We start from the raw sequence: 21,163 nt of genomic DNA on the forward strand, positions 1-21,163 counted from the left end.
GTTGAGACTAGGACGTCGCACGCTCGGTGTGGTCGGCCACGATCAGGCCGACCAGCACCGGAACGGTGGTGCCGAGCAGAAGTGGGCCCGCCGGAACGACGAGCGAGAAGACGGGGGCCGCGATCGCGGCGCCGAGCAGCGCCGTGCCGCGGGGAACGGACGTGAAGGCGAGGCCGAACGCCGTACGACGCCAACTGGACGCCGCACCGGACGGGTCGCGCCCCGCCGCCACGGCCAGCGCGAGGTGGTAGGTGACGCCGGCCGCGACCAGGCCGACGTGGATCATGAACAGGATCAGAGAGAGCGGATCTGACTGGCCGGACAGGAACATCAGGTTGCTGGCGGCAATGACCGCGGCCACGGTCAGCAGGATCGAGTGCGGCAGCAACGGGCGCCAGTACCGGCGCCATCCGGTGAAGACCCCGGTGAACACGCGGGTGTCATCGTCGATCCGCCACCGGTTGAGGGCGAACCCGACCGCGGCGAGCGCCGGTAACCAGGTCACCACACCGAGACAGAGGATCGAGAAGGCGGCACCGGCCATCACCGGACTCGCCAGCCAACCCAGCCAGTCCAGCGCCCGCCGCGTCATGACTGCTCGCCCTCGACCACCAGCGACAATCCGGACTCCTCGGAGCGGATCACCGCCTTGGCGCGCGCTGAGACCCCTTCGCCCTCGATGAACCCGTCGTCATCGGCGAGCAGCACGGTCTCGCCCTCGAACGCGATCCCAACGCCGCGAGTCAGGTCGATCCGCCGGCCGCTCGCCTTCTCGGGCCGCAGCGAGGACGTCGGCTCGATCGTGGTCAGTAAGGTCGCGGTCGTACTGCGTTCCGCGGTCGCGCGCAGCGTGTGCATCGTCCGGGTGAGCCGCAGACTCGGCGTACTCGAGGTCGGATTCGCCTCGACCTCTGTGACCGCGGACGAGACGGCCACCGGGGAATGCGCCCGGACCCAGGCCTGCGCCGACCCCGACCGCAGTACGACGTCGTCGCCGTCGAACTCCAACGGCCAGTCGGCGTGCAGCAAGAACGTCCACTCCCGGGGCGAGCGCGCAGCACAGCGATCCAGCAGCACCAGGCGCCCGGCCGGGGTGAACACCAGCGTCCGGTCCAGCCGTTCGACCTCCAACTCGGCCGGGTACATCGCCGCGATCCGAGCAGTCGCGTGAGCGACACCGTCCGCGGCCAGGACGTCCACCATCCGCGCCTGACGCTCGTACGGCGCGCCCTTGTACACGTGGTAGCGGTCCTCGTCGGCGAACCCCTGCCCGTCCACCAGGATCAGGTTGTGGTCGCCGGCGCGCTTACGGTTGCTGTAGCCCTCGTCGACCGCGAGGAACGCACCGTGCGAGGTGAGCACGAACGACCCCGCGTCCGGGTGGTGGTGCCCGGCGCTCAACGTGTCCCAGCCTCGTTCGGTGTCCAGCCGGTGCGAGGTCTCCCACGCCTGGTGGCCGCCACCGGGTGAGGCCTTGAACGACACCATCGTCGCCTGGTCGTCCCAACCGGTTCGCGCGGTGACCAGGCCGAGGTCCGGGAAGTACGCCGACAACGGCGTCGACTCGGCGGGTGCCACAGCCGGCACGGAGTCGTCGTACCAGAGCAGCTCCAGGTAGGCCTCCGGCATGACGCCGGGTTTCACGCCACTCGCGTACGCCTCGCGCCAGAAGAACCGCTCGGCCACCTGGCTCGCAAGCCACTGCGCTTCGCCGATGCGATAGGCGGACGCGAGCTTGTAGTACAGCGCGACGCTGTGCCCACTGCGCCGATCGTGGCAGTCGCCGTGGTCGATGTTCTCCTCGAAGCCGGGTGCGCACTGCTGCAGCCGGTAGGAGAACGTGTTCGCGAGGAAGCGGCATCGGTCCCACCAGTCCAGGCCCTCCTGGTCCTGCAGAAGGTCGAGGTACGTCGCCAGCCACGGCACGCCGTACCGCCAGTAGACGACCCCTTCCATGTCCGAGCCGTCGGCCGGCAGCAACTCGATCACGGTCGCGAAGTTCGCCTTCGCCCGCTCGGTCCAGTCCTTGCGGCCGAGCGCGTACCCGGCCGCGGCGAGGCCGGTGTAGCAGATCCAGTTGTGGTTCTGCCAGTACGACGAACTCCACCACGACCCCTCGGACTCGACGGCGAACTCGTACAGCCGGGTGCCCTGCAACTCCAGCTTCGCGCGCAACTCGTCGGCCAACTCGAAGTCGTCGCCAAGCCACGCGTACGCGAGCGACAAGCCGTGCAGCAGCCAGCCCGCGTCGAGGTCGTGGTCGGGCATGTGCGCCTTGCCCCAGTGCGGGAACCCGATCGCCGCCGAGATCCAGCGCGCGGCCTCCACGCGGTAGTGCTCGTGCCCGGTCAGCCGGTAGGCCAGCGCGAGGTTCGCGGCGGCCGGGCCGAGGTAGGTGATGCTGGCGGACGGGTGCTCGGCCGGCGGGGTCTGGGTGCGATACCAGTCGCACTGTTCCACCAGTCGCCGCCAGTGTGCGGCGTACCGGCCGTCCAACTGAGGACGCAGTTCGTCGAGCCGATGGTCGATCAGCATCAGCGACCTCCGACCCTGTAGACCGAGCGGAAGGTCACGGTGGTGCCGACGACGGTCCAATCCAGGCCGACCCGCGTCCGCTGCGGATCATCAGCCGGCCCAGGGACCGGCCGCGTCACCGGTACGGCGTTGCCCTCGGCAACGTGGTGCCCGTGCAGCACTTCGGCACCCGACCACGTGGTGTGCACCTCGTCGCCCTCGACCCGCACCGCGAGGTCGACGTCGGGCCGGAACCGCAGCACGATCTCGCGCTCGCGATCGGCCTCGACGCGCACCTCGTCGACCAGATAGCCGTCGCCGGCTTCGACGTGCCGCACCGCGCGAACACCGTCGTACCAGCCGCTGACCTCCGCCGTCACCGAACGCTCGTCGGCATGCGTCACGGTCCCGGTGGCTTCTTCCGGATCCGACCCGTCGATGCGGATCGTCGGGTGGGCGGCGGCCGACTTGTAGTACCGACGCCACTCCGCATGGCCGTACGGGACCTGGCCGGGATCGGGCTGCCACGGTGTCGTCGCGCCGTACAGGTAGAGGGCGAGCTTGTCGTGGTGGCCGTGCGAGCCGCCGTGCGGTCCGTGGTCGAGCACCGCCTGGATGCCGCCGACCCGGATGACCGCGTACGAGTTCGTCAGCTCGACTGCCGGATGCTGTCGTGGGTTGCCAGGTCGAGGCGGTCCGGCGAACCAGCCGTCGTACCGGTCCTCCAGCCCGTCGTACTCCGGTCCCACTTCCGCGCGAGCACGGACTGCGACGGCGTCGAGACCGTGGTTCGCAGTGAACTGCCGCGCCAGGGCAACGATCTCCAGCCATTCGAGCGCCAGCGGCACCCGGAGATACGGCCCGTCGTGCAGCGCCGGCAGGATGCCGCCGTCGGTGGCGATCCCGGCCAGCGCCGCGATCATTGCTTCGAGCCGATCGGGTACGGCGGCCGGATCGTGACCGCGCAGGCTCAGCAGGTACGCGCGGAGGACGAAGCCGTGGTAGTACGTGCTCGCCTCCCACTCCCAGCCGTCCTCGCCGGTCGAGACCTCGAGATGAGCGAACTGCCCGTGCTCACCGGTGAGCCACTCCTTCTCGCCGCCCCAGGGCTCCTCGCGCACAGCCGCCGCGGCCTGACCAGCGGTGACACCCAGCGCGTTGAACCAGGCCGTGTAGTTCGAGGAGAACTTGTCCTGGGCAACCATCGCGTCTCGGGCCCGCCGAGCACCGGCGACCATGTCGTCGAGCATCGGCAGAGCGTCACTGAGGTCGGTGTTGCCGGCCAGGTTCCGGACCGCGTGGGCGATCGGCACACCCCACACCGCGTCGGTCAGCGCCTGGTGGAACAGCCGGCCGCGCTGCATCCACCCCTGCGCCTGCTCGTGCTCACCTTCCCTGGTCAGTTCCAGGTAGAGGCTCGCGTACGACGTGAGCAGGTCCGCGCCTTCACCGTCGTACGAGAGCAACCGGATCCGGCGGGCCCACCAGTGGTGCGCGAGCACCGTCCAGGCCCCGCGCACCGCCTCGGAGTCCACCCGGCAGCCGTACGCGCACGGTACGCCGCCGGCCGGGAACTCACCGGACGCGAACCCGACGTGCTCGAGCTCGACACCGTGCGCCGGGCAGACGTACTGGTGCCACCAGCCACCGCGCTCGGCCGGCGGATGTCCGGTCAGCGAGGCCATGTGCCACCGTCGATGTCGATGGTGATCCCGGTCAGGTAGCCCGACGCGGGCAGCGCCAGGAACCGGACCGCGTTCGCCACGTCCTCGACCGAGCCGGCCCGGCCGATCGGCGTACCGGCGATCATCGCCGCCTGCGCCTGCTCGGTGGAGAAGGTCTGGTGGAACGCCGTCTGGGCGATGTACCCCGGCGCGATCGAGTTGACCGTGATCCCCCGGGCGCCGAGCTCCTTGGCCAGGCCCTTGGTGAAACCGCGGATCCCGGCCTTGGCGGCCGCGTAGATCACCGAGCCGGGGCCGCCGCCGTTGTGCGCGGCCAGCGACGCCATCGTGATGATCCGCGGGTTCGCGGACTGCGCCAGGTGCGGGATCGCGGCCCGGGTGGTGCGGAAGGTGGCGCCGAGGTTCACGTCGACGACCTGCTGGAAGTGCTCGTCGGACATCTCCTCGACCTTCACCCGGCCGATCAGGTGACCGGCGTTGCAGACCAGGATGTCCAGGCCGCCGAGGAACGCGATCGTCTCGTCCAGCAGCCGGTCGACATCCGCCGTCCTGGTGACGTCGGCACCGACCGCGATCGCCTTCCGGCCGAGCGCCTCGATCTCGGCGACCGTCTGGGCGGCGGCGTCCGCGGACGTGCCGTAGTGGACCACCACGTCCGCGCCGGCCGCGGCCAGGCCGAGCGCGATCGCCCGGCCGATCCCGTGCCCGGCCCCGGTGACGAGTGCGCGCGATCCCTGCAGTTCCTGCGGCATAGGTGTGTCTCCTTCGATGATTGTCATTTGATGCCCGCGGTCGCGAAACCTTGGACGAAGTAGCGCTGCCCGATCAGGAACAGCACCACCATCGGAACGGTGGCCAGCGTCGTACCGGCCATCAGGAAGGCCCACTGCGTGTCGTTCTCGGTGCGGAACACCGACAACCCGACCTGGATCACCCGCAGACTGTCGCTCTTGGTCACCAGCAGCGGCCAGAGGAAGTTGTTCCACGACCCCTCGAAGGTGAGCAGCGCGACCGTGATGAACGCGGGTTTCACCAGCGGCGTCATGATCCGGGCGTAGATGCCCAGCTCACCGAGACCGTCGAGCCGCGCCGCCTCCTCCAGTTCCACCGGCAGGTCGAGGTAGAACTGCCGGAACAGGAACACCGAGAACGGGCTGACCGCGCCGGGGATGATGAGGGCCCACCAGGTGTCCAGCCACCCGGTGCCGCCCTGACCGGTGATGTCGTTCCCGCCGAACAGCGGCATGAACCGCACGATCAGGAACTCGGGCAGGATCTTGGTGTACGTCGGGATCATCAGCGCCCCGACGAAACCGAGGAAGATCAGCGTGCTCCCCCGGAACCGCAGCCGCGCCAGCGCGTACCCGGCCATCGAGGCGATCACCACGTTGAGGATGGTGTGGCTGGCCGCGATGACGAAACTGTTCCGCGCGTACGTCGCGAACGGAGCGGCCTCGAGCGCGTCGGCATAGTTGCCGAAGGCCCATTCGGTCGGCAGCAGCCGGGGCGGTGCGGCGGCGATGTCGGCCGGGGTCTTCACCGAGGTGAGCAGCATCCAGACGAACGGGACGATCATCACCGCGGAGATCACGGTCAGGGTCAGGTAGAGCGCGATCCGGCCCGGGCTCGGCCGGCCGATGTCACCGCGAGCCACGGTCGCCTCCGGTGATCCGCCGGTTCACCAGCGTCAGGACGAGCAGCAGCGCGAACAGCACCAGGCTCTGCGCGCAGGCATACCCCATCCGGAACTCCCGGAACGCGGACTTGTAGATCTCGTACGTCATCATCGTGGTGCTGTTGGCCGGGCCGCCGTCGGTCAGGATGTAGACCTGGTCGAAGGACTGGAACGCACCGATCACCGAGGTGACGAAGACGAAGAAGGTGGCCGGTTTCAGCAACGGCACGGTCAGGCTGAAGAACTGCCGGACCTTCGACGCGCCGTCCACCGACGCCGCCTCGTACAGCTCGGCCGGCAGGCTCTGCAGCGCGGCCAGGTAGATCAGCATCTTCAGGCCGATGCCCTGCCAGATGCCGACCGCGATCACCGCCGGCATCGCCCAGCTGGTCGAGGACAGCCAGTTCGGCCCGGACAGACCCAGGAACGACAGCACCCCGTTCGCCAGGCCGCTGCGCGGGTCGTAGATCCACAGCCAGACCAGCGCCACCGCGATGGTCGCGGTCACCTGCGGGATGAAGATCGCGGTCCGGAAGATCGCCCGGCCCTTCAGCCTGGTGTTCAGCATCAACGCGATCAGCAGCGCGATTCCCATCGCCACCGGAACGGTGAAGAAGGTGTAGACGCTGGTGTTCAGCACCGCGCGGCGGAACACGTCGTCGCCGAGCAGGTCGCGGAAGTTCTCCAGGCCGACGAACCGCGGCGGCGTCAGCACGTCGTACGACGTGAAGCTCAGTACCACCGCGGCGACCAGGGGGATGCCGATCCAGATCGTCGAGTGCAGCAGCGCCGGCGCGACCATCAGCAACCCGGCCCGCCGCCGGCCCCGCGACAACCGGCGACGCGGTGGGGTGGTGGCCGGACCGGGCGCGGCCTCGCGCACCCGCTCCGGCATCGAGACAACGGTTCCGCTCACAGCCGGGAGATCGCTTCCTTGCTCAGGTTCGCCAGTTCGTCGATGGCTTCCTTGGCGGTCCGCTGGCCGACCACGGCGGTCTCCAGGGTGGTCTTGATCTTCTCCCGGATCTCCATCCAGGCCGCCGTACCGCCCTCGGACCTGGCCTTGTTCATGTTGTCCAGGGCAAGCTTCACGAAGCCGTTGTTCTTCACGTAGTCCGAGGTCCGCAGGTCCTGCACACCGGGCACCGAACCGCGCTGCTGGGCGGTCGGCAGGATCGTCTCGGGCGTGCCCAGGAACTCCACCAGCGCCTGGGCCGCGGCCGCGTGCTTGGTCGAGGCCGAGCGGGCCACCAGGGTCCCGCCCTGCAACATCGCCGGCACCTTGTTGGCCAGGATGAAGGCGCCGACCTTGTCCTCCTTCAGCAACTCCGGGTTCTGCTGCTGCAACTGCACCCACAGGGAGTTGTTCGCCATCATCATCGCGGACCGGCCCTGGGCCAGCGTGCTGGGCTGACCGGCCGCGGTCTTGAACGAGAAGTCGGCCGACTTGTCCTTCACCACGTCCAGGAACAGCTGCAACGCCTCGACGCCGCGCTCGTCGTTGAACCGGACCTGCTGGCCCGACTCGTCGAACAGGTTGCCGTCGTTGGCGAACAGGAACGTCTCCCAGCACTGCCGCAGATCGATCGAGAACGGGTCGAACCCGACCCGGCTCAGCTTGCCGGAACCGTCCGTGCGGGCCAGTTCCTTGGCCATCGCGCGCAGTTCGGCCCAGTCCTTGGGCGGCTGCTTGATCCCCGCCTCGGCGAACATGTCCTTGCGGTAGGTGACGATCCGGGTGTCGAGCACCAACGGCAGCGCGTACAGCGTCCCGTCGTACCGGGACGGCTCCAGCACCCGCTGCTCGTACTGGAACCGGGTGGCCAGCGACTCCGGCAACGGGGCGAGCACCTTCTTGTGCGCGAACGGCGGGATCCAGCCGACGCCGAGCATCACCACGTCCGGCATCAGGCCGCCGGCCAGTCCGGTGGTGAGCTTCTCGTTCAGCGCGGCGTACGTCGTGTAGTCGACCTTGACCGTGACGTTCGGGTTCTTCTGCTTGAACGCCGGCAGCAGCTTGCCCTCCAGCAACTGCTTGCCGGTGCTGCCCTCGTAGATCGGGGTCAGCAGCGTGATCTCGCCCTCGGCCGGTCCGTCGGCCGCGGCCTGCCCGCCTTCGGGCGAGGCGGCACACCCGGTGGCGACGCCGAGCGCGCCGAGGCCGAGGACGGACAGGACTGATCTGCGGGTGTACTCCATGGCGCGCCCTTTCGTGGTGCTGCGACCGGGATGGATTGGTGCAACGATCTACCGCCGATACCGGCGCTGGTGATGACGGCTGGTGCAACGATGCACCGATGCTAGAGATGGAGATTCATGAACGTCAAGGCCTCGCCATGACCGGACTTCGTTCTAGACTTGGAGGGAAATCTGCTGCATCGTTACACCAGATCGCCGCAGGGCGGTGGCAGGACAGTGAGCTTCAGGGAAGAATGCGCGGGGTGACCATGGGAGAGGTGACGATCCAGCAGGTGGCGACGGCGGCCGGCGTTTCGCCGAGCACGGTGTCGAATCTGCTGAACGGGCGGAGTCACCGGATGCTGCCGGAGACCCGGCAGCGGATCGAGACGGCGATCGACACACTCGGCTACCGGCCGAACCGGGCCGCCCGGCAGCTCCGGACGGGCCGCAACCAGACCATCGGGCTGGTCGTCCCGTCGGTCGGCAACCCGTTCTGGGGTGCGCTGGCCCGGCATCTGGAGTCGGCCGCACTGGCCGAGGGCTATCACGTGCTGCTGTGCAACTCCGAGCGCGATCCCCGCCGCGAGCGCGACTACATCGAAGAACTCTGGGCCGACGGCGTGCACGGCGTCGTACTGTGCTCGTCACTCCCCTCCCTCGAGCACGTCATGCCGCTCGTCGAGCGAGGGCTTCAGCTGGTCGCCTTCGACCGGACCGCGCAGGCGGGCGACCCCGCGTCCCTGGTGAGCATCAGCGTCGACAACGCCGTCGGCAGCGAGCTGGCCACCCGGCACCTCACCGAGCTGGGACACCGCCGGATCGCCTTCGTCTCCGGGGCGTTGGCCAGCATCAACCGCAAGGAACGGCACCGCGGTTTCGTCGCCGGTCTGGAACGTGCGGGCCTCGACCCGGCCGAGGCGTTGCTGGCGCCGAGCGGCAGCGGCGCGGATGCCTTCGGTGATGTCGAGGCCTCGGAGCTGGGCCGCGCGGCCGCGGCCGAGCTGCTCGCCCTGGACGAGCCGCCGACCGCGATCGTGGCGATCAACGACATGTGCGCGCTCGGTGTCTGCCGCGGCATTCGCGACGGCGGTCTGGAGGTCGCCCGGGACGTGTCCGTGGTCGGTTTCGACGACATCGTGCTCGCCGACCTCTACGCACCCACGCTGACCACCGTCCGACAGCCGATGCCGGAGATGGCTGCCGAGGCGTTCGGACTGCTCCGCGCCCGGCTCGAGGACTCCTCCCCGAGCAAGGGTCAGTCGCTGCTGTTCCGCCCCGAACTGATCGTCCGCGAGTCGACTGCGGCCCCGCGCTCCTGACTCCTTGTGCACGTCCTGTCGTGGACGTCCTTTGTGTACGTCCGGCATCGACGGGTACGGGGGTGCGGTAGATGACCGACGGATCGGGCAGGATGGGGTTTATGGGATCGAGCGAGCAGAACTCCGGGCCGGCGACCGGGGCTTTCGAGGCACCGGTGGTGGCGGCCGAAGAGCCTGTGGTGACAGCGGTTCCGGTTGATCGGACGGCGCTGGAGCGACTGGTCGGCGGGACGTTCCACGATCCTCATCAGGTGCTCGGGCCGCATCTCGGCGACAGCGGTGTCACCGTCCGCGTGCTGCGCCCGTTCGCCCTGTCCGTCACCGTGCTGTACGACGACCAGCGGCTCGAGCTGCGGCATGAGTTCGAAGGCATCTGGGTCGGCGTCCTCGATCTCGACAAGGTGCCCGACTACCGCCTCGAGGTGACCTACACCGACGGTCCCGCGATCGAGCTGGACGACCCGTACCGCTACCTGCCGTCGCTCGGCGAGGTCGACCTGCACCTGATCGGCGAGGGCCGGCACGAGCTGCTGTGGACCGTGCTCGGCGCTCACGTCCGCCGGTACGACGGCCCAGCCGGAACCATCACCGGTACGTCGTTCGCCGTCTGGGCTCCGAACGCCCAGGGCATCCGCCTGACCGCGGACTTCAACTTCTGGGACGGCCGTGCGCATCCATTGCGCTCACTCGGTTCGTCCGGGGTGTGGGAACTGTTCGTCCCGGGTGTCGGCCCGGGCACGCGGTACAAGTTCGACATCTGCGGACGCGACGGCGTCTGGCGGCAGAAGGCCGACCCGATGGCGAACCTGGCCGAGACTCCCCCGGCGAACGCGTCCGTCGTGCACGAGTCGTCGTACGAGTGGGACGACGCCGAGTGGATCGAGCGGCGCACGGCGTCGCAGTCCTACGCCGAGCCGATGAGCGTCTACGAGGTGCACCTCGGCTCGTGGCGCAAGGGCAAGTCCTACCGTGAGCTGGCCGACGAGCTCGTTGCCTACGTCAACGAGATGGGTTTCACCCATGTCGAGCTGATGCCGGTGATGGAGCACCCGTTCGGCGGCTCCTGGGGCTACCAGGTGACGTCGTACTTCGCGCCGACCTCGCGCTTCGGCGACCCGGACGACTTCCGCTTCCTGGTCGACCGGCTGCACCAGTCCGGGATCGGCGTCATCGTCGACTGGGTGCCGGCGCACTTCCCGAAGGACGCCTGGGCGCTGGCCCGGTTCGACGGGACGCCGCTGTACGAGCACCCGGATCCGCGCCGCGGCGAGCAGCCGGACTGGGGCACGCTGGTCTTCGACTTCGGCCGGCCGCAGGTGCGCAACTTCCTGGTCGCGAACGCGATCTACTGGGCCGAGGAGTTCCACATCGACGGCCTCCGGGTGGACGCGGTCGCGTCGATGCTCTACCTCGACTACTCCCGCTCCGAGGGCCAGTGGGTGCCGAACCAGTACGGCGGCCGCGAGAACCTGGAGGCGGTGTCGTTCCTGCAGGAGATGAACGCGACCCTCTACAAGCGGGTGCCCGGGGTCATCACCGTGGCCGAGGAGTCCACCTCGTGGCCGGGCGTCACCCGGGACACGCACCTGGGCGGACTCGGGTTCGGCTTCAAGTGGAACATGGGCTGGATGAACGACTCGCTGCGCTACCTGGAGCACGAGCCGGTCCACCGGCAGTACCACCACCACGAGCTGACGTTCTCGATGATGTACGCCTACTCGGAGAACTTCGTCCTGCCGCTGTCCCACGACGAGGTTGTGCACGGCAAGGGTTCGCTGCTGCGCAAGATGCCGGGCGACCGCTGGCAGCAGCTGGCCAACCTGCGCGCGTACCTGGCGATGATGTGGGCGCACCCGGGCAAGCAGTTGCTGTTCATGGGCTGTGAGTTCGGCCAGGAGTCGGAGTGGTCCGAGAAGGGCGAGCTCGACTGGTGGCTGCTGGACCACGCCGATCACCGCGGCCTGCAGCAACTGGTCCGCGACCTGAACGGCGTCTACCGCGACACCGCGGCACTCTGGCGGACCGACCACTCGCCGGAGAAGTTCAGCTGGATCGACGCCAACGACGCCGGTAACAACGTGTTCTCCTTCGTCCGGTACGGCGACGACGGCGAACCCGCCATCGCCTGCGTCTCCAACTTCTCGGCCATCCCGCACCACGGCTACCGGCTCGGCCTGCCGTACCGCGGCCAGTGGCAGGAGGCGGTCAACACCGACGCCGACGTCTACGGCGGCTCGGGTGTCGGTAACTTCGGCGCGGTCGACGCCCACGGCCCCGGCTGGCACGGCATGGAAACCAGCACCGAACTGTCCGTTCCACCCCTGTCCACGGTCTACCTCCGCTACAACCCGTGAGGTTGAGTGTTCGGCGGCACCGGGTAGCGTTCACCGGGTGACCGCCGTACATCCACTGACCGATGGTGAGTTGACCCTGCGACCGTCGCAAGACGATCCGCACCTGGTGATCTTCGACGTCGAGCACGGCGGATCGGTCGGCACGGTCGAGATCCGGCGGACCACCCACGGTGTCGGGGTGGTCACGTGGGCGATGGACGGCGGGCCCGAGGTCGCGCAGCGGGCCGTCCGGCTGGTGACCGAGTACGCCTTCGGTGAGCTCGGGCTGGAGCGGCTGCAGGTCGAGGTGGACCCGGAGCTCCATGCGTCCGCCCGAGTCGCGATCCGGTCCGGCTTCCGGCGCGAGGGCGTGCTGCGTGGTGCCGCACTGGTGGACGACGAACGCCGCGACGTCGCTGTGTACGGGATGCGGAAGGACGACCCGCGCCCGGACACGTTGACGGGCTGGACCGCCCTGATGGACTCGGCGCTGCCCAAGAAGCGAGTGATCGCGCACGTGATCGTGCGGGACACGTCTGGCCGGGTGTTGCTGTGTCAGGTCAGCTACAAGAAGGATCTGGAGCTGCCCGGCGGCGTGGTCGAGCCGGACGAGGATCCCGCGACCGGGGCGTCCCGGGAGATGCACGAGGAACTGGGAGTCGCCTTGCCGCTGGTCGGCGTCCTCGCGATCGACTGGCTACCCCGCTGGGAGGGCTGGGGTGACGCCGTCGAGATCCTGTACGACGGTGGCGTTCACGACCCGTCGCTGGTGGACACACTGCAACCCGACGGCTTCGAGATCCGTGGCGTGGCGTGGCATGCACCGGACGAGCTGGCAGGGCTGGTCTCACCGCTGAATGTGCGCCGGCTGCCGCTGATCCTCGCCGACCCTTCCACGCTTCACCACCTGCGTGACGGAGAGTCGATCATCTAGGCAGTCTGTTGAGGTGGCCGACGCACCAGACGTAGTGACCGTCGTCGGCGTCGGCGTCGTAGATCGTCGCGGTGGTGATGGCGTAGGCCGCCCGGTACAGGTACATCCGCTGCCGGTCGTGCCCGAGCCGCTCGAACCGGTCGAGCAGCAGATTGTCGAGCCGCTGCGCGTCCGGGCCGTACATGTCGAAGAACCCGGCGGCCAGCGCGGCGTCGAAGGTGTTGTCACCGGCCGTCGAGTAGAAACCCCAGTCCAGCACCGCGGCCGTCCGCGGCCCGTCCATCAGCAGGTTGGGCGGGCAGATGTCACCGTGTACGACGCTCAGCCGGTCCGGCTCGATCGTCGCCAGCCGGGCGGTCAGGGTCTCGAGGAGGTTGTCGAAGTCGGGTACATCGCGCTCAAGATGGCGGTGTGATTCGGCGGCACGTCGTCGTACCAGGGCTGCCAGCGCCTCGCCCCAGGACAGGTCGTCGCGCCAGAACGGCTGGTTCAGGACCGGGAGCGCCTTGCTCGCCGGACCCGCGACGGTCGTGCCGAGTGCCTCGACCACGGCGACGAACGCGTCGAGCGCTTGCTCCTCGCTGACGTCGGTCTCGTGCAATGCGGTGCCGGTCAGCAGGTCCTCCTCGCTGACCGCCTGCCCGTCGGCGTCCGCGGTGATTGCGTGGATCCGCGGCGTCCGGAACGGGAGCGGCGGCAACTCGTCGAGGAACGCCTTCAGCGGCCGTACGTCGTCGGGCCGCCGATCGAACCAGATCTTGCGGACCCGGCCGTCACCGAGGTCGTAGACGGCACCTTCCATCCCCTGGCCGATCAGCTCCACGCCCGGAACTCTGCCAAAAGGGTGACTGCCGGTCCAACCGGATTAACGCACCAGCCGGATCGTCAGCGGGTAGCGGTACTCGTGGCCGCTGGAGGCCGCCATCGTGGCCAGGACGATCACCACCAGCGCCGCGATCGCCCCGATCACCACCAGCGGGATGATGATCAGCACGCCCAGGCCGAACGTGATCAGGATCAGCACCACCGCGATCGCGGTGTAGATCAGCAGCGACAGCTGGAAGTTCAGCGACTCCAGCGCATGCCGGCGGACGAAATCGGACCGGTACCGGTACACCAGCCAGATCACCAGCGGGCACAGGAACCCCATCGCGAACCAGGCCGCGACGAACACCCCGACGTGAGCCACCATCCCCCACGTCCGCTCTTCCGAGGCCGACAGCGGCGGCCCGGCACCAGGCGCACTCATACTCCAGTCAAGCACGCCAGGCACACCTCGTCACCGATTCCTTTTCGCCCCGCCCCTGGTCTGTACAGGGGAATGCTCATCGAGGAAGGGACGGCAAGGATGCCGAGCAAGCAGTCAGAGGCGGTCGTACGGCACTGGGCGGCGGCTCGCCGAACCAGTCAACTGCCGGTGGCGGAGCAACCCGACCGAGAGACCGCCGACCACGCCTGGGCCGGTCTGACGGGCGAGCCTCGCGATGTGGACTACCTCTCGGTCAGCGAGGTGTCCGGGTTGTGGATCGTGCCGAAGGACGCCGTACCGGATCGGGTGCTGCTGTGCATGCACGGCGGCGGGTTCCTCAGCGGGTCGATCTACTCGCACCGGAAGATGTTCGGCCACCTCGCCAAGGCGGTCGGCGCGCGGGCTCTGGTCTTCGACTACCGCCTGGCGCCTGAGCACACGCACCCGGCTCAGGTCGACGATGCGACCGCGGTCTACCGCTGGCTGCTCGATCAGGGCGTCGATCCGGCCCGGATCGCGTTCGCCGGCGACTCCTGCGGTGGCGGGCTCGTCATCACCACCCAACTGCGCGCCCGGGAGCAGGGCCTGCCACTACCGGCCGCCGCGCTGCCGTTCTCCCCCTGGGTCGACATGGAGGTCACCGGCGACTCGTACGACGCCAACCGGGACCGGGATGCCTTCTTCCACCGGGATCTCGTCCGCGACCTCGCCACCATGTACGTCGGCGCGGGAGGCGATCCCCGCGATCCGCTGGTCAACCCGCTGCACGGCGATCTGACCGGGTTCGGCCCGATCTACATCCAGGTCGGCGGGGACGAGGTGCTGGTCGACGACGCGCGACTGCTCTACGAACACGCCCGTAAGGCAGGTGTCGAGGCGCGGCTCGATGTCTTCCCCGACATGCAGCACACCTTCCAGATGGCGGCCGGCCGCGCTCCCGAGGCCGACGACGCCATTCAGCGGATGGCCGCGTGGCTGCGGCCGGTGCTACACAGGGAGCCGTGATGACGGGGAAGGCCGAGTTCGAGCGCCGTACCGAACCATTCCGCAAGGAACTGCTGGCGCACTGCTACCGGATGCTCGCCTCGGTGGACGAGGCCGAGGATCTGGTGCAGGAGACGTACCTGCGGGCGTGGCGCTCGTACGCGGCCTTCGAAGGCCGCTCTTCGCTGCGGGTCTGGCTCTACCGCATCGCCACCAACGCCTGCCTGACCGCGCTCGAGCAGCGCGGCAGGCGGGCGCTCCCGTCCGGTCTCGGTGGTCCCAGCGACGACCCTGCTGCGGCCGGCACCGAGACCGAGGTCGGGTGGGTGGAGCCGATCCCGGATGCGCTGGTCGTTTCCGATCCGGCGACGATCGTGACCACCCGGGAAAGTCTGCGGCTGGCGCTGATCGCCGCTCTGCAATACCTCCCGCCGAAGCAGCGCGCTGTACTGATCCTGCGCGAGGTGCTCGCCTTCCCCGCCGCTGAGGTCGCCACGATGCTCGACACCACGGTCGCGGCGGTGAAGAGCACCCTGCAGCGCGCCCGGGCTCGCCTCGACGAGACGGCTCCGGAACGCTCGGACGTCATCGAGCCAACAGACCCACAGGCCCGGGCGCTGCTCGCCGAGTACATCGCCGGCTTCGAGAATGCCGATATCGCGGCCCTCGAACGAGCCCTCCGCGCCGACGCGGCCATCGAACTGGTCGGCACCTCGACCTGGTTCTCCGGCCGCGTGACGTGTCTGCGCCTCCTGGCGACGGCGGTCGGCTCCCCCGGCGACTGGCGGATGATCGGCACGGTGGCCAACGGTCAGCCGGCGGCTGCCGCCTATCTCCGCGACGCCGGTGGGACCTACCAGGCCTTCGGGCTTGCTGTGCTCACCCCCACCTCGACCGGCCTCACCCACATCCACGTCTTCGGCACGCCCGGCCTCGTGGCCAAGTTCGGGCTACCGCTCAGCTGTCCCGGTGGAGCTCAGGAACGCCAGACCGAGGATGCCGAGGCCTAGTGCGAGGACTGTCCACCACACTCGGTGTTCGGCGGCCGTGAAGGCCTGCCGGTTGGCAGCCGAGCCCACGATCGTGCCGGCGACAGCCACCCCGAGCGTGGTGCCGGTCTGGCGGGCGGACGAGGCGACGGAGGCGGCCAGGCCGGCCATGGACGTGGGCATTCCGGAGATCGCGGTGTTGGTGATCGGTGGGTTGACCGCGCTCAGGAACAGGCCGAAGAACAGGTAGATCGCCAGCACAGCGGGAAGCGGCGTCGTCGGCTCGATCCAGAGTGATGCGGCGGCGCCCAGGGCCAGGGCAGCGCCGGCGATCACCAACGGAACGCGGGGACCTCGCGCACCGACCACGCGGCCGGTCAACGGCGACAGGACCATGATCACTTCTCCCACCGGGAGCAGGCAGAGCCCGGCGGTGAGCGCCGAGAGACCGCGGATGTTCTGCAGGTACAGCGTCGTGACGAACAGGAAGGCACCGAATCCGCAGAGGGCGAAGAGTGCCATCAAGATGGCAGAACTGAACGGGACGCTGCGGAACAACCCCAACTCCAGCAGCGGATCAGCTCTGCGTGGCTCGTAGACACCGATGCCGACCGCGGCGAGTACGGCGACCAGCAGCAGACCGAGGATCACCGGCGAGGTCCAGCCCAGGCCGCCGGCCTCGATGATCGCGGAGACGACACTGCCGAGGACGAGGATCACCAGAACCTGTCCGATCGGATCGGCCCGGCGGACGCGGGCCGCGCGGGACTCCGGTACGAACAGGGCGGTGCAGACCAGCGCCGCCGCGACGATCGGCAAGTTGATCCAGAACACGGCGCGCCACCCGAAGCCGTCGACCAGCGCACCGCCGAGGATCGGGCCCAAGGCCAAGGCCAGACCGGACATCGCGCCGAACACCCCGATGGCCCTGGCTCGCTCGGTCCGGTCCGGGAAGGTGGTGGCGACGATCGCCATCGCGACCGGGTTCAGCATCGTCGCGCCGACGGCCTGCAACGTCCGTGCGCCGATCAGCCAGCCGACACCCGGTGCGAGGCCGCAGAGCAGGGAGCCGAGACCGAACACGACGAGCCCGGTCAGGAACACCCGGCGGCGACCGATCCGGTCGGCGGTGGAACCGGCCAGGAGCAGGAAGCTCGCGAGGACCAGCGTGTAGGCGTCCACCGTCCACTGGAGCTCGGAGATCGAGGCATCGAAGTCGGCGCGAACCGACGGCAGGGCGACGTTGACGATGGACATGTCCATCACCACGACGATGATGCTGGCGCAGCAGATCGCGAGCACGCCGAGGCGACGGCGCCGGCTGAGCTCACGCGGGGCGGTGGTCGGAAGCGGTGGAGCACTCATGTCCACGACGCTAGGATTTAGAGCGTGCTCGAAGTCAATGAACCCGCCGGGACCGGGATGAGCATCGCCGAGGCCGCCCGTCGTACCGGCGTGAGCGTCCACACCCTGCGGTACTACGAACGCGCCGGGCTGGTGGTCACCACCGTCGACCGAACGGCCGGCAACCGCCGCCGCTACCGGCAGTTGGACCTGGACTGGATCAAGGTCTGCACCCGGCTGCGCGCCACCGGTATGCCGATCCGGACCATCCGCCGGTACGCCGAACTCGTCTCGGCCGGCCGCGGTAACGAGAAGGACCGCCTGGAACTCCTCGAATCCCACCGCGCCGAGGTCCTCGCGAAACTCGCCGAACTCCAGGACAACCTCGAACTGATCGACCACAAGATCGACGTCTACCGAGGCCGCCTCCAAGCCGGCACCGCCGACCTCCTGTGGGCACCCGCCGACCACAGCGACTCCGCCCGCTGACCACATCAAGCCGAGCGATACGGGCACTCCGGGCGATCCAGCCGGTCCGGGCGAGCCGGACGATCCGGGCGATCCGGGCGGGCCGGGGGCCGGCGATCCGGGCGGGCCGGGCAGTCAAGCGGGCAGGGTGGCGAGGCGGTGGGTGAGGAAGCGGCGTTCGGTTTCGTTGGCGGTGAGGGTGATGGCGGTCTTGTAGGCGTCGGCTGCTTCGTCGGTGCGGCCGAGGCGGGCGAGAACGTCGGCGCGGGCGGCGGGAAGGTAGGCGTAGGTCTTGAGGGCGGGCTCGTTGCCGAGGGCATCCAGCTCGGCGAGGACGGTGTCCAGGTCGGCGCCGGGGACGAGGCTGTGCGCGGCGGCTCGGTTGAGGGCGACGATGGGGGTCGGCCAGCTGACCATCATGGCGTCGTACATCCGCACGACCTGACCCCAGTCCGTCTTCTCCCACGACGGCGCGGTCACATGCAGCCCAGCCACGGCTGCCTGCAGCGCGAACCGCCCTTGTCCCCGCTCCAGCGCGGTCGTCGCCCTCGACACACCTTCGGCCAGCAGCCGGATGTCCCACCGCGACCTGTCCTGATCCGCCAGTAGCACCAACTCCCCGTCCTCGCTCAGCCGCGCACCACCGCGCGCCTCCGTCATCAACAGCAGTCCCAGCAACGCCTGCGGCTCAGCCTCTGTCGGCATCAACCGCACGAGCAGCCGCGCCAACTCGACCGCCCGCCCGGTCAGGTCCGCGCGAGTCAGCTCGGACCCTGCCGCCACATGCCCGGCCGTGTACACGAGATGCACAACCGTCAGTACGGCGTCCAGCCGAGCCGGCAACTCGTCATCGGCCGGGATCCGGTACGGGATCGAGGCCGCTGCGATCTTCTTCTTCGCCCGGGTGATCCGGGCGGCTGCAGTCGGCTCACTGATCAGCAGCCCGGCCGCCACCTCCCGGGTGGTCAGGCCGCAGATCAGCCGCAACGTCAAGGCGACCTGCGAATCCCGCGCCAGCGCCGGGTGGCAGCAGGTGAACACCAGCCGGAGCGGATCCGTCGGCTGCTCGTCGTCGCCCGGTGTGAGCGGATCCTCCACCAGCAACGGGAGCTTCCGTCGCAGGTTCGTCTCCCGCCGCATCCGATCCAGCGCGAGCCTTCGCGCGACCGTGGTCAGCCAACCGCCCGGGTTCGTCGGCAGCCCGTCCGGCCAGGTCCGCAACGCCTGCACGAACGCGTCCTGCGTGCAGTCCTCGGCCAGATCCAGATCCCGGGTCAGCCGCACCACCGACGCGAGCACCGTCGACCAACTCTCCCGGTGCGCCCGATCGACTGCCCGAGCGACCTCGACCACCGACACCGGCGCCACCTCACTCACCCCCGGGCAGGCGGGTGCGCCGACGGCGGAACGGCCGTCGGAGCACCCGGCTGCGGTGACATGTCAGGCCGGGGGCTCGGCATCCGACGAGGTGTCCATGACGGGGCGGACCTCGACGTTCCCCGACGGGCACACCTTGGCGAGCTCGAGGGCCTGGTCGAGATCGCGGGCCTCGACCACGTAGTAACCGCCCAGGGCCTCCTTGGTCTCGATGAACGGACCGTCGGTGACCAGCGGCTCGGCACCCTCGCGCTGCCGCACCGTGCTGGCAGTGGTCGACCGCTCCAGCGCCTCCCCGCCGAGGACCCGCGCGCCGGCCTTCTCCACGGCCTCCATGAAGGCACCGTGCAGCTTCATCGCCTGCTGCCACTCCTCCGGCGTGAGGTTGTCGAACCAGTCTTCGCTGTCGTACAGCAAGAACACGTACTGCGCCATCTCCGGCTCCCTTGTGTCGGGCTTGTACTGGACATACTGCTGACGATCGGCGGCAGGGGGAATCGACAGCACCGGCGACAAACTTCGCAGTCATGTTTCCGGCTCACCTCCTGTGACGTGGCGGACACGAACAGCACCATCGTGCCCACGGCACGTAACCTTGACCAGGAACTCAACAGGAACCCAGGAGGCATTCATGGAGCACCTGGACGTCCTTGTCGTCGGGGCCGGCCTGTCCGGGATCGGCGCCGCCTACCGACTCCAGACCCAGTGCCCGGACCGGACGTACGCCGTCCTCGAGGCGCGCGACAGCATCGGCGGCACCTGGGACCTGTTCCGCTACCCCGGGATCCGGTCCGACTCCGACATGTTCACCCTCGGCTTCCCGTTCCACCCGTGGACGGCGGCGAAGGCGATCGCGGACGGGCCGTCGATCCTGGAGTACCTGCACGAGACCGCGTCCACCTACGGCATCGACAAGCACATCCGCTTCGGGCAGCGCGTCGTACGGGCGTCGTGGTCGTCGGCGGATGCGCGGTGGACCGTGGAGACGACACAGGAGTCGTACACGTGCTCGTTCCTGTATGTGTGCAGCGGCTACTACGACTACGACTCGGGCTATGTGGTCGACTTTCCGGGGCAGAGCGAGTTCCAAGGGCAGGTCGTGCATCCGCAGCACTGGCCGGAGGACTTGGACTACACCGGTCAGCGAGTAGTGGTCGTAGGCAGCGGTGCAACGGCTGTCACGCTGGTGCCGGCTATGGCTCGAACGGCGGAGCACGTGACGATGCTGCAGCGCTCACCGAGCTACGTCGCGTCCAGACCGGCTCACGACGCGTTCTCCGACCGGCTGCGCGCCGTACTGCCTGAGAAGCTCGCACACCGGCTGATCAGGGGCAAGAACGTCCTCTTCAGTTCGGCGGTCTACAGCGCTTTCCGGAGGTGGCCGGCGCACGCTGCTTGGCTCCTGAACAGCACAGTGGCCAGGCAACTGCCGGACTCGATCCCCGTGGACCCGCACTTCACCCCGCGCTACAAGCCATGGGACCAGCGGCTCTGTCTGGTGCCGGACGCGGACCTGTTCGAGGTCCTGGGTGACGGCTCGGCCTCCGTGGTCACGGACGAGATCGAGACCTTCATCCCGACCGGTCTGCGGCTGCGGTCCGGTCAGGAACTGGAGGCCGATCTGGTCGTCACCGCGACCGGACTGCGCATGGTTGCACTCGGCAACATCCAGCTGACGGTCGACGGGCAGGCGGTGGATCCGCACGACACCTTTGTCTACAAGGGGATGATGCTGAGCGGCGTACCGAACCTTGCCTGGTGCATCGGCTACACCAACAACTCCTGGACGCTCCGCTCCGACCTGACGTCGCAGTACGTCTGCCGCTTGCTCAACCACCTCACCGCCACCGGCACCAGCATCTGCGTGCCCGAGATCGACCAGTCCGAGTACGACGCCCCACGCCGTCCGGTGGTCGACCTGTCCTCCGGCTACATCCAGCGAGCCGCGTCGGTCCTCCCCCGCCAGGGCACCCGCGGGCCCTGGCGCCTCCGCCAGAACTATCCCCGCGATCTGGTTCTGCTCCGCTTCGGACCGATCACCGACGAGTCGATGCGGTTCAAACCCGCTGCCTGAGCAGGCGAGGCGGCCGCTGGGACGAGCGGCCGCACTC

19 protein-coding genes are annotated in these 21,163 nt (G+C 68.9%); 7 read left to right on the plus strand and 12 right to left on the minus strand.

Annotated elements, in window-relative coordinates; all coding sequences use genetic code 11:
- Window positions 1–7: 7 nt before the first annotated feature.
- Genes ACGFIF_RS23565 through ACGFIF_RS23595 form a run of 7 tightly spaced genes read right to left on the minus strand, consistent with a single transcriptional unit; the run spans window position 8 to window position 8,073 of the window.
- The gene (locus tag ACGFIF_RS23565; protein ID WP_393157276.1) at window positions 8–592 is read right to left on the minus strand and encodes a DUF624 domain-containing protein; all 585 of its coding nucleotides are present in this window, start codon (window positions 590–592) and stop codon (window positions 8–10) included.
- On the minus strand, window positions 589–2,535 hold the full coding sequence (locus ACGFIF_RS23570) for a hypothetical protein (protein ID WP_393157278.1): 1,947 nt from the start codon (window positions 2,533–2,535) through the stop codon (window positions 589–591). The genes ACGFIF_RS23565 and ACGFIF_RS23570 overlap by 4 nt, the downstream gene beginning before the upstream one ends.
- Window positions 2,535–4,199 carry a heparinase II/III family protein gene (locus ACGFIF_RS23575; RefSeq protein WP_393157279.1) on the minus strand — a complete coding sequence of 555 codons (1,665 nt, stop codon included), beginning with the start codon at window positions 4,197–4,199 and terminating at the stop codon, window positions 2,535–2,537. The genes ACGFIF_RS23570 and ACGFIF_RS23575 overlap by 1 nt, the downstream gene beginning before the upstream one ends.
- Window positions 4,187–4,951, minus strand: a complete 765-nt coding sequence (locus tag ACGFIF_RS23580) for an SDR family NAD(P)-dependent oxidoreductase (protein ID WP_393157281.1) — start codon at window positions 4,949–4,951, stop codon at window positions 4,187–4,189. The genes ACGFIF_RS23575 and ACGFIF_RS23580 overlap by 13 nt, the downstream gene beginning before the upstream one ends.
- A 23-nt stretch (window positions 4,952–4,974) precedes the next feature.
- Window positions 4,975–5,853: a carbohydrate ABC transporter permease gene (locus ACGFIF_RS23585; RefSeq protein ID WP_393157282.1), complete on the minus strand. Its 879-nt coding sequence runs from the start codon at window positions 5,851–5,853 to the stop codon at window positions 4,975–4,977.
- Entirely contained in the window at window positions 5,840–6,790 is a 951-nt protein-coding gene (locus tag ACGFIF_RS23590) for a carbohydrate ABC transporter permease (RefSeq protein WP_393157284.1), read from the minus strand. The genes ACGFIF_RS23585 and ACGFIF_RS23590 overlap by 14 nt, the downstream gene beginning before the upstream one ends.
- Window positions 6,787–8,073: an ABC transporter substrate-binding protein gene (locus ACGFIF_RS23595; protein WP_393157285.1), complete on the minus strand. Its 1,287-nt coding sequence runs from the start codon at window positions 8,071–8,073 to the stop codon at window positions 6,787–6,789. The genes ACGFIF_RS23590 and ACGFIF_RS23595 overlap by 4 nt, the downstream gene beginning before the upstream one ends.
- A gap of 248 nt (window positions 8,074–8,321) precedes the next feature.
- Here ACGFIF_RS23595 and ACGFIF_RS23600 point away from each other — a divergent pair, with 248 nt between their 5' ends.
- The 3 genes from ACGFIF_RS23600 to ACGFIF_RS23610 all read left to right on the plus strand — a co-directional run bounded on the left by ACGFIF_RS23600 (window position 8,322) and on the right by ACGFIF_RS23610 (window position 12,641).
- Window positions 8,322–9,374, plus strand: coding sequence for a LacI family DNA-binding transcriptional regulator (locus ACGFIF_RS23600; RefSeq protein WP_393157664.1), 1,053 nt, complete (start codon window positions 8,322–8,324; stop codon window positions 9,372–9,374).
- Window positions 9,375–9,475: 101 nt separating this feature from the next.
- Window positions 9,476–11,728 carry a 1,4-alpha-glucan branching protein GlgB gene (gene glgB, locus ACGFIF_RS23605; RefSeq protein WP_393157287.1) on the plus strand — a complete coding sequence of 751 codons (2,253 nt, stop codon included), beginning with the start codon at window positions 9,476–9,478 and terminating at the stop codon, window positions 11,726–11,728.
- Window positions 11,729–11,765: 37 nt separating this feature from the next.
- Complete coding sequence (locus tag ACGFIF_RS23610; RefSeq protein WP_393157289.1) at window positions 11,766–12,641, plus strand: GNAT family N-acetyltransferase; 876 nt, start codon at window positions 11,766–11,768, stop codon at window positions 12,639–12,641.
- Here ACGFIF_RS23610 and ACGFIF_RS23615 read toward each other — a convergent pair.
- Together ACGFIF_RS23615 and ACGFIF_RS23620 are read right to left on the minus strand one after the other, a co-directional pair.
- Window positions 12,634–13,464 (minus strand): phosphotransferase family protein, encoded by an 831-nt coding sequence (locus ACGFIF_RS23615; RefSeq protein ID WP_393157291.1) that lies wholly within the window; start codon window positions 13,462–13,464, stop codon window positions 12,634–12,636. The genes ACGFIF_RS23610 and ACGFIF_RS23615 overlap by 8 nt on opposite strands.
- 42 nt (window positions 13,465–13,506) lie before the next feature.
- Window positions 13,507–13,905 carry a DUF4870 domain-containing protein gene (locus ACGFIF_RS23620; protein ID WP_393157292.1) on the minus strand — a complete coding sequence of 133 codons (399 nt, stop codon included), beginning with the start codon at window positions 13,903–13,905 and terminating at the stop codon, window positions 13,507–13,509.
- An 84-nt stretch (window positions 13,906–13,989) separates the two neighbouring features.
- Here ACGFIF_RS23620 and ACGFIF_RS23625 point away from each other — a divergent pair, with 84 nt between their 5' ends.
- Together ACGFIF_RS23625 and ACGFIF_RS23630 are read left to right on the plus strand one after the other, a co-directional pair.
- Window positions 13,990–14,895, plus strand: coding sequence for an alpha/beta hydrolase (locus ACGFIF_RS23625; protein ID WP_393157293.1), 906 nt, complete (start codon window positions 13,990–13,992; stop codon window positions 14,893–14,895).
- The gene (locus tag ACGFIF_RS23630) at window positions 14,895–15,884 is read left to right on the plus strand and encodes a sigma-70 family RNA polymerase sigma factor (RefSeq protein WP_393157295.1); all 990 of its coding nucleotides are present in this window, start codon (window positions 14,895–14,897) and stop codon (window positions 15,882–15,884) included. Before ACGFIF_RS23625 ends, ACGFIF_RS23630 begins: the two co-directional genes overlap by 1 nt.
- Here the strand turns inward: ACGFIF_RS23630 and ACGFIF_RS23635 are convergent.
- The gene (locus ACGFIF_RS23635) at window positions 15,825–17,228 is read right to left on the minus strand and encodes an MFS transporter (RefSeq protein ID WP_393157297.1); all 1,404 of its coding nucleotides are present in this window, start codon (window positions 17,226–17,228) and stop codon (window positions 15,825–15,827) included. The genes ACGFIF_RS23630 and ACGFIF_RS23635 overlap by 60 nt on opposite strands.
- 24 nt (window positions 17,229–17,252) lie before the next feature.
- On the opposite strand from ACGFIF_RS23635, the gene ACGFIF_RS23640 reads away from it, so the two are divergent.
- Window positions 17,253–17,696: a MerR family transcriptional regulator gene (locus ACGFIF_RS23640; protein WP_393157298.1), complete on the plus strand. Its 444-nt coding sequence runs from the start codon at window positions 17,253–17,255 to the stop codon at window positions 17,694–17,696.
- Between the two features lie 114 nt (window positions 17,697–17,810).
- On the opposite strand, the gene ACGFIF_RS23645 is transcribed toward ACGFIF_RS23640, so the two are convergent.
- Complete coding sequence (locus tag ACGFIF_RS23645) at window positions 17,811–19,034, minus strand: RNA polymerase sigma factor (protein ID WP_393157300.1); 1,224 nt, start codon at window positions 19,032–19,034, stop codon at window positions 17,811–17,813.
- A gap of 81 nt (window positions 19,035–19,115) precedes the next feature.
- Window positions 19,116–19,487 (minus strand): YciI family protein, encoded by a 372-nt coding sequence (locus tag ACGFIF_RS23650; protein WP_393157301.1) that lies wholly within the window; start codon window positions 19,485–19,487, stop codon window positions 19,116–19,118.
- Between the two features lie 196 nt (window positions 19,488–19,683).
- Here ACGFIF_RS23650 and ACGFIF_RS23655 point away from each other — a divergent pair, with 196 nt between their 5' ends.
- Window positions 19,684–21,126: a flavin-containing monooxygenase gene (locus ACGFIF_RS23655; RefSeq protein ID WP_393157302.1), complete on the plus strand. Its 1,443-nt coding sequence runs from the start codon at window positions 19,684–19,686 to the stop codon at window positions 21,124–21,126.
- Window positions 21,127–21,163: the final 37 nt, after the last annotated feature.

It is taken from the genome of Kribbella sp. NPDC049174, from assembly GCF_043197365.1.
In the GTDB taxonomy this organism is placed as follows: domain Bacteria; phylum Actinomycetota; class Actinomycetes; order Propionibacteriales; family Kribbellaceae; genus Kribbella.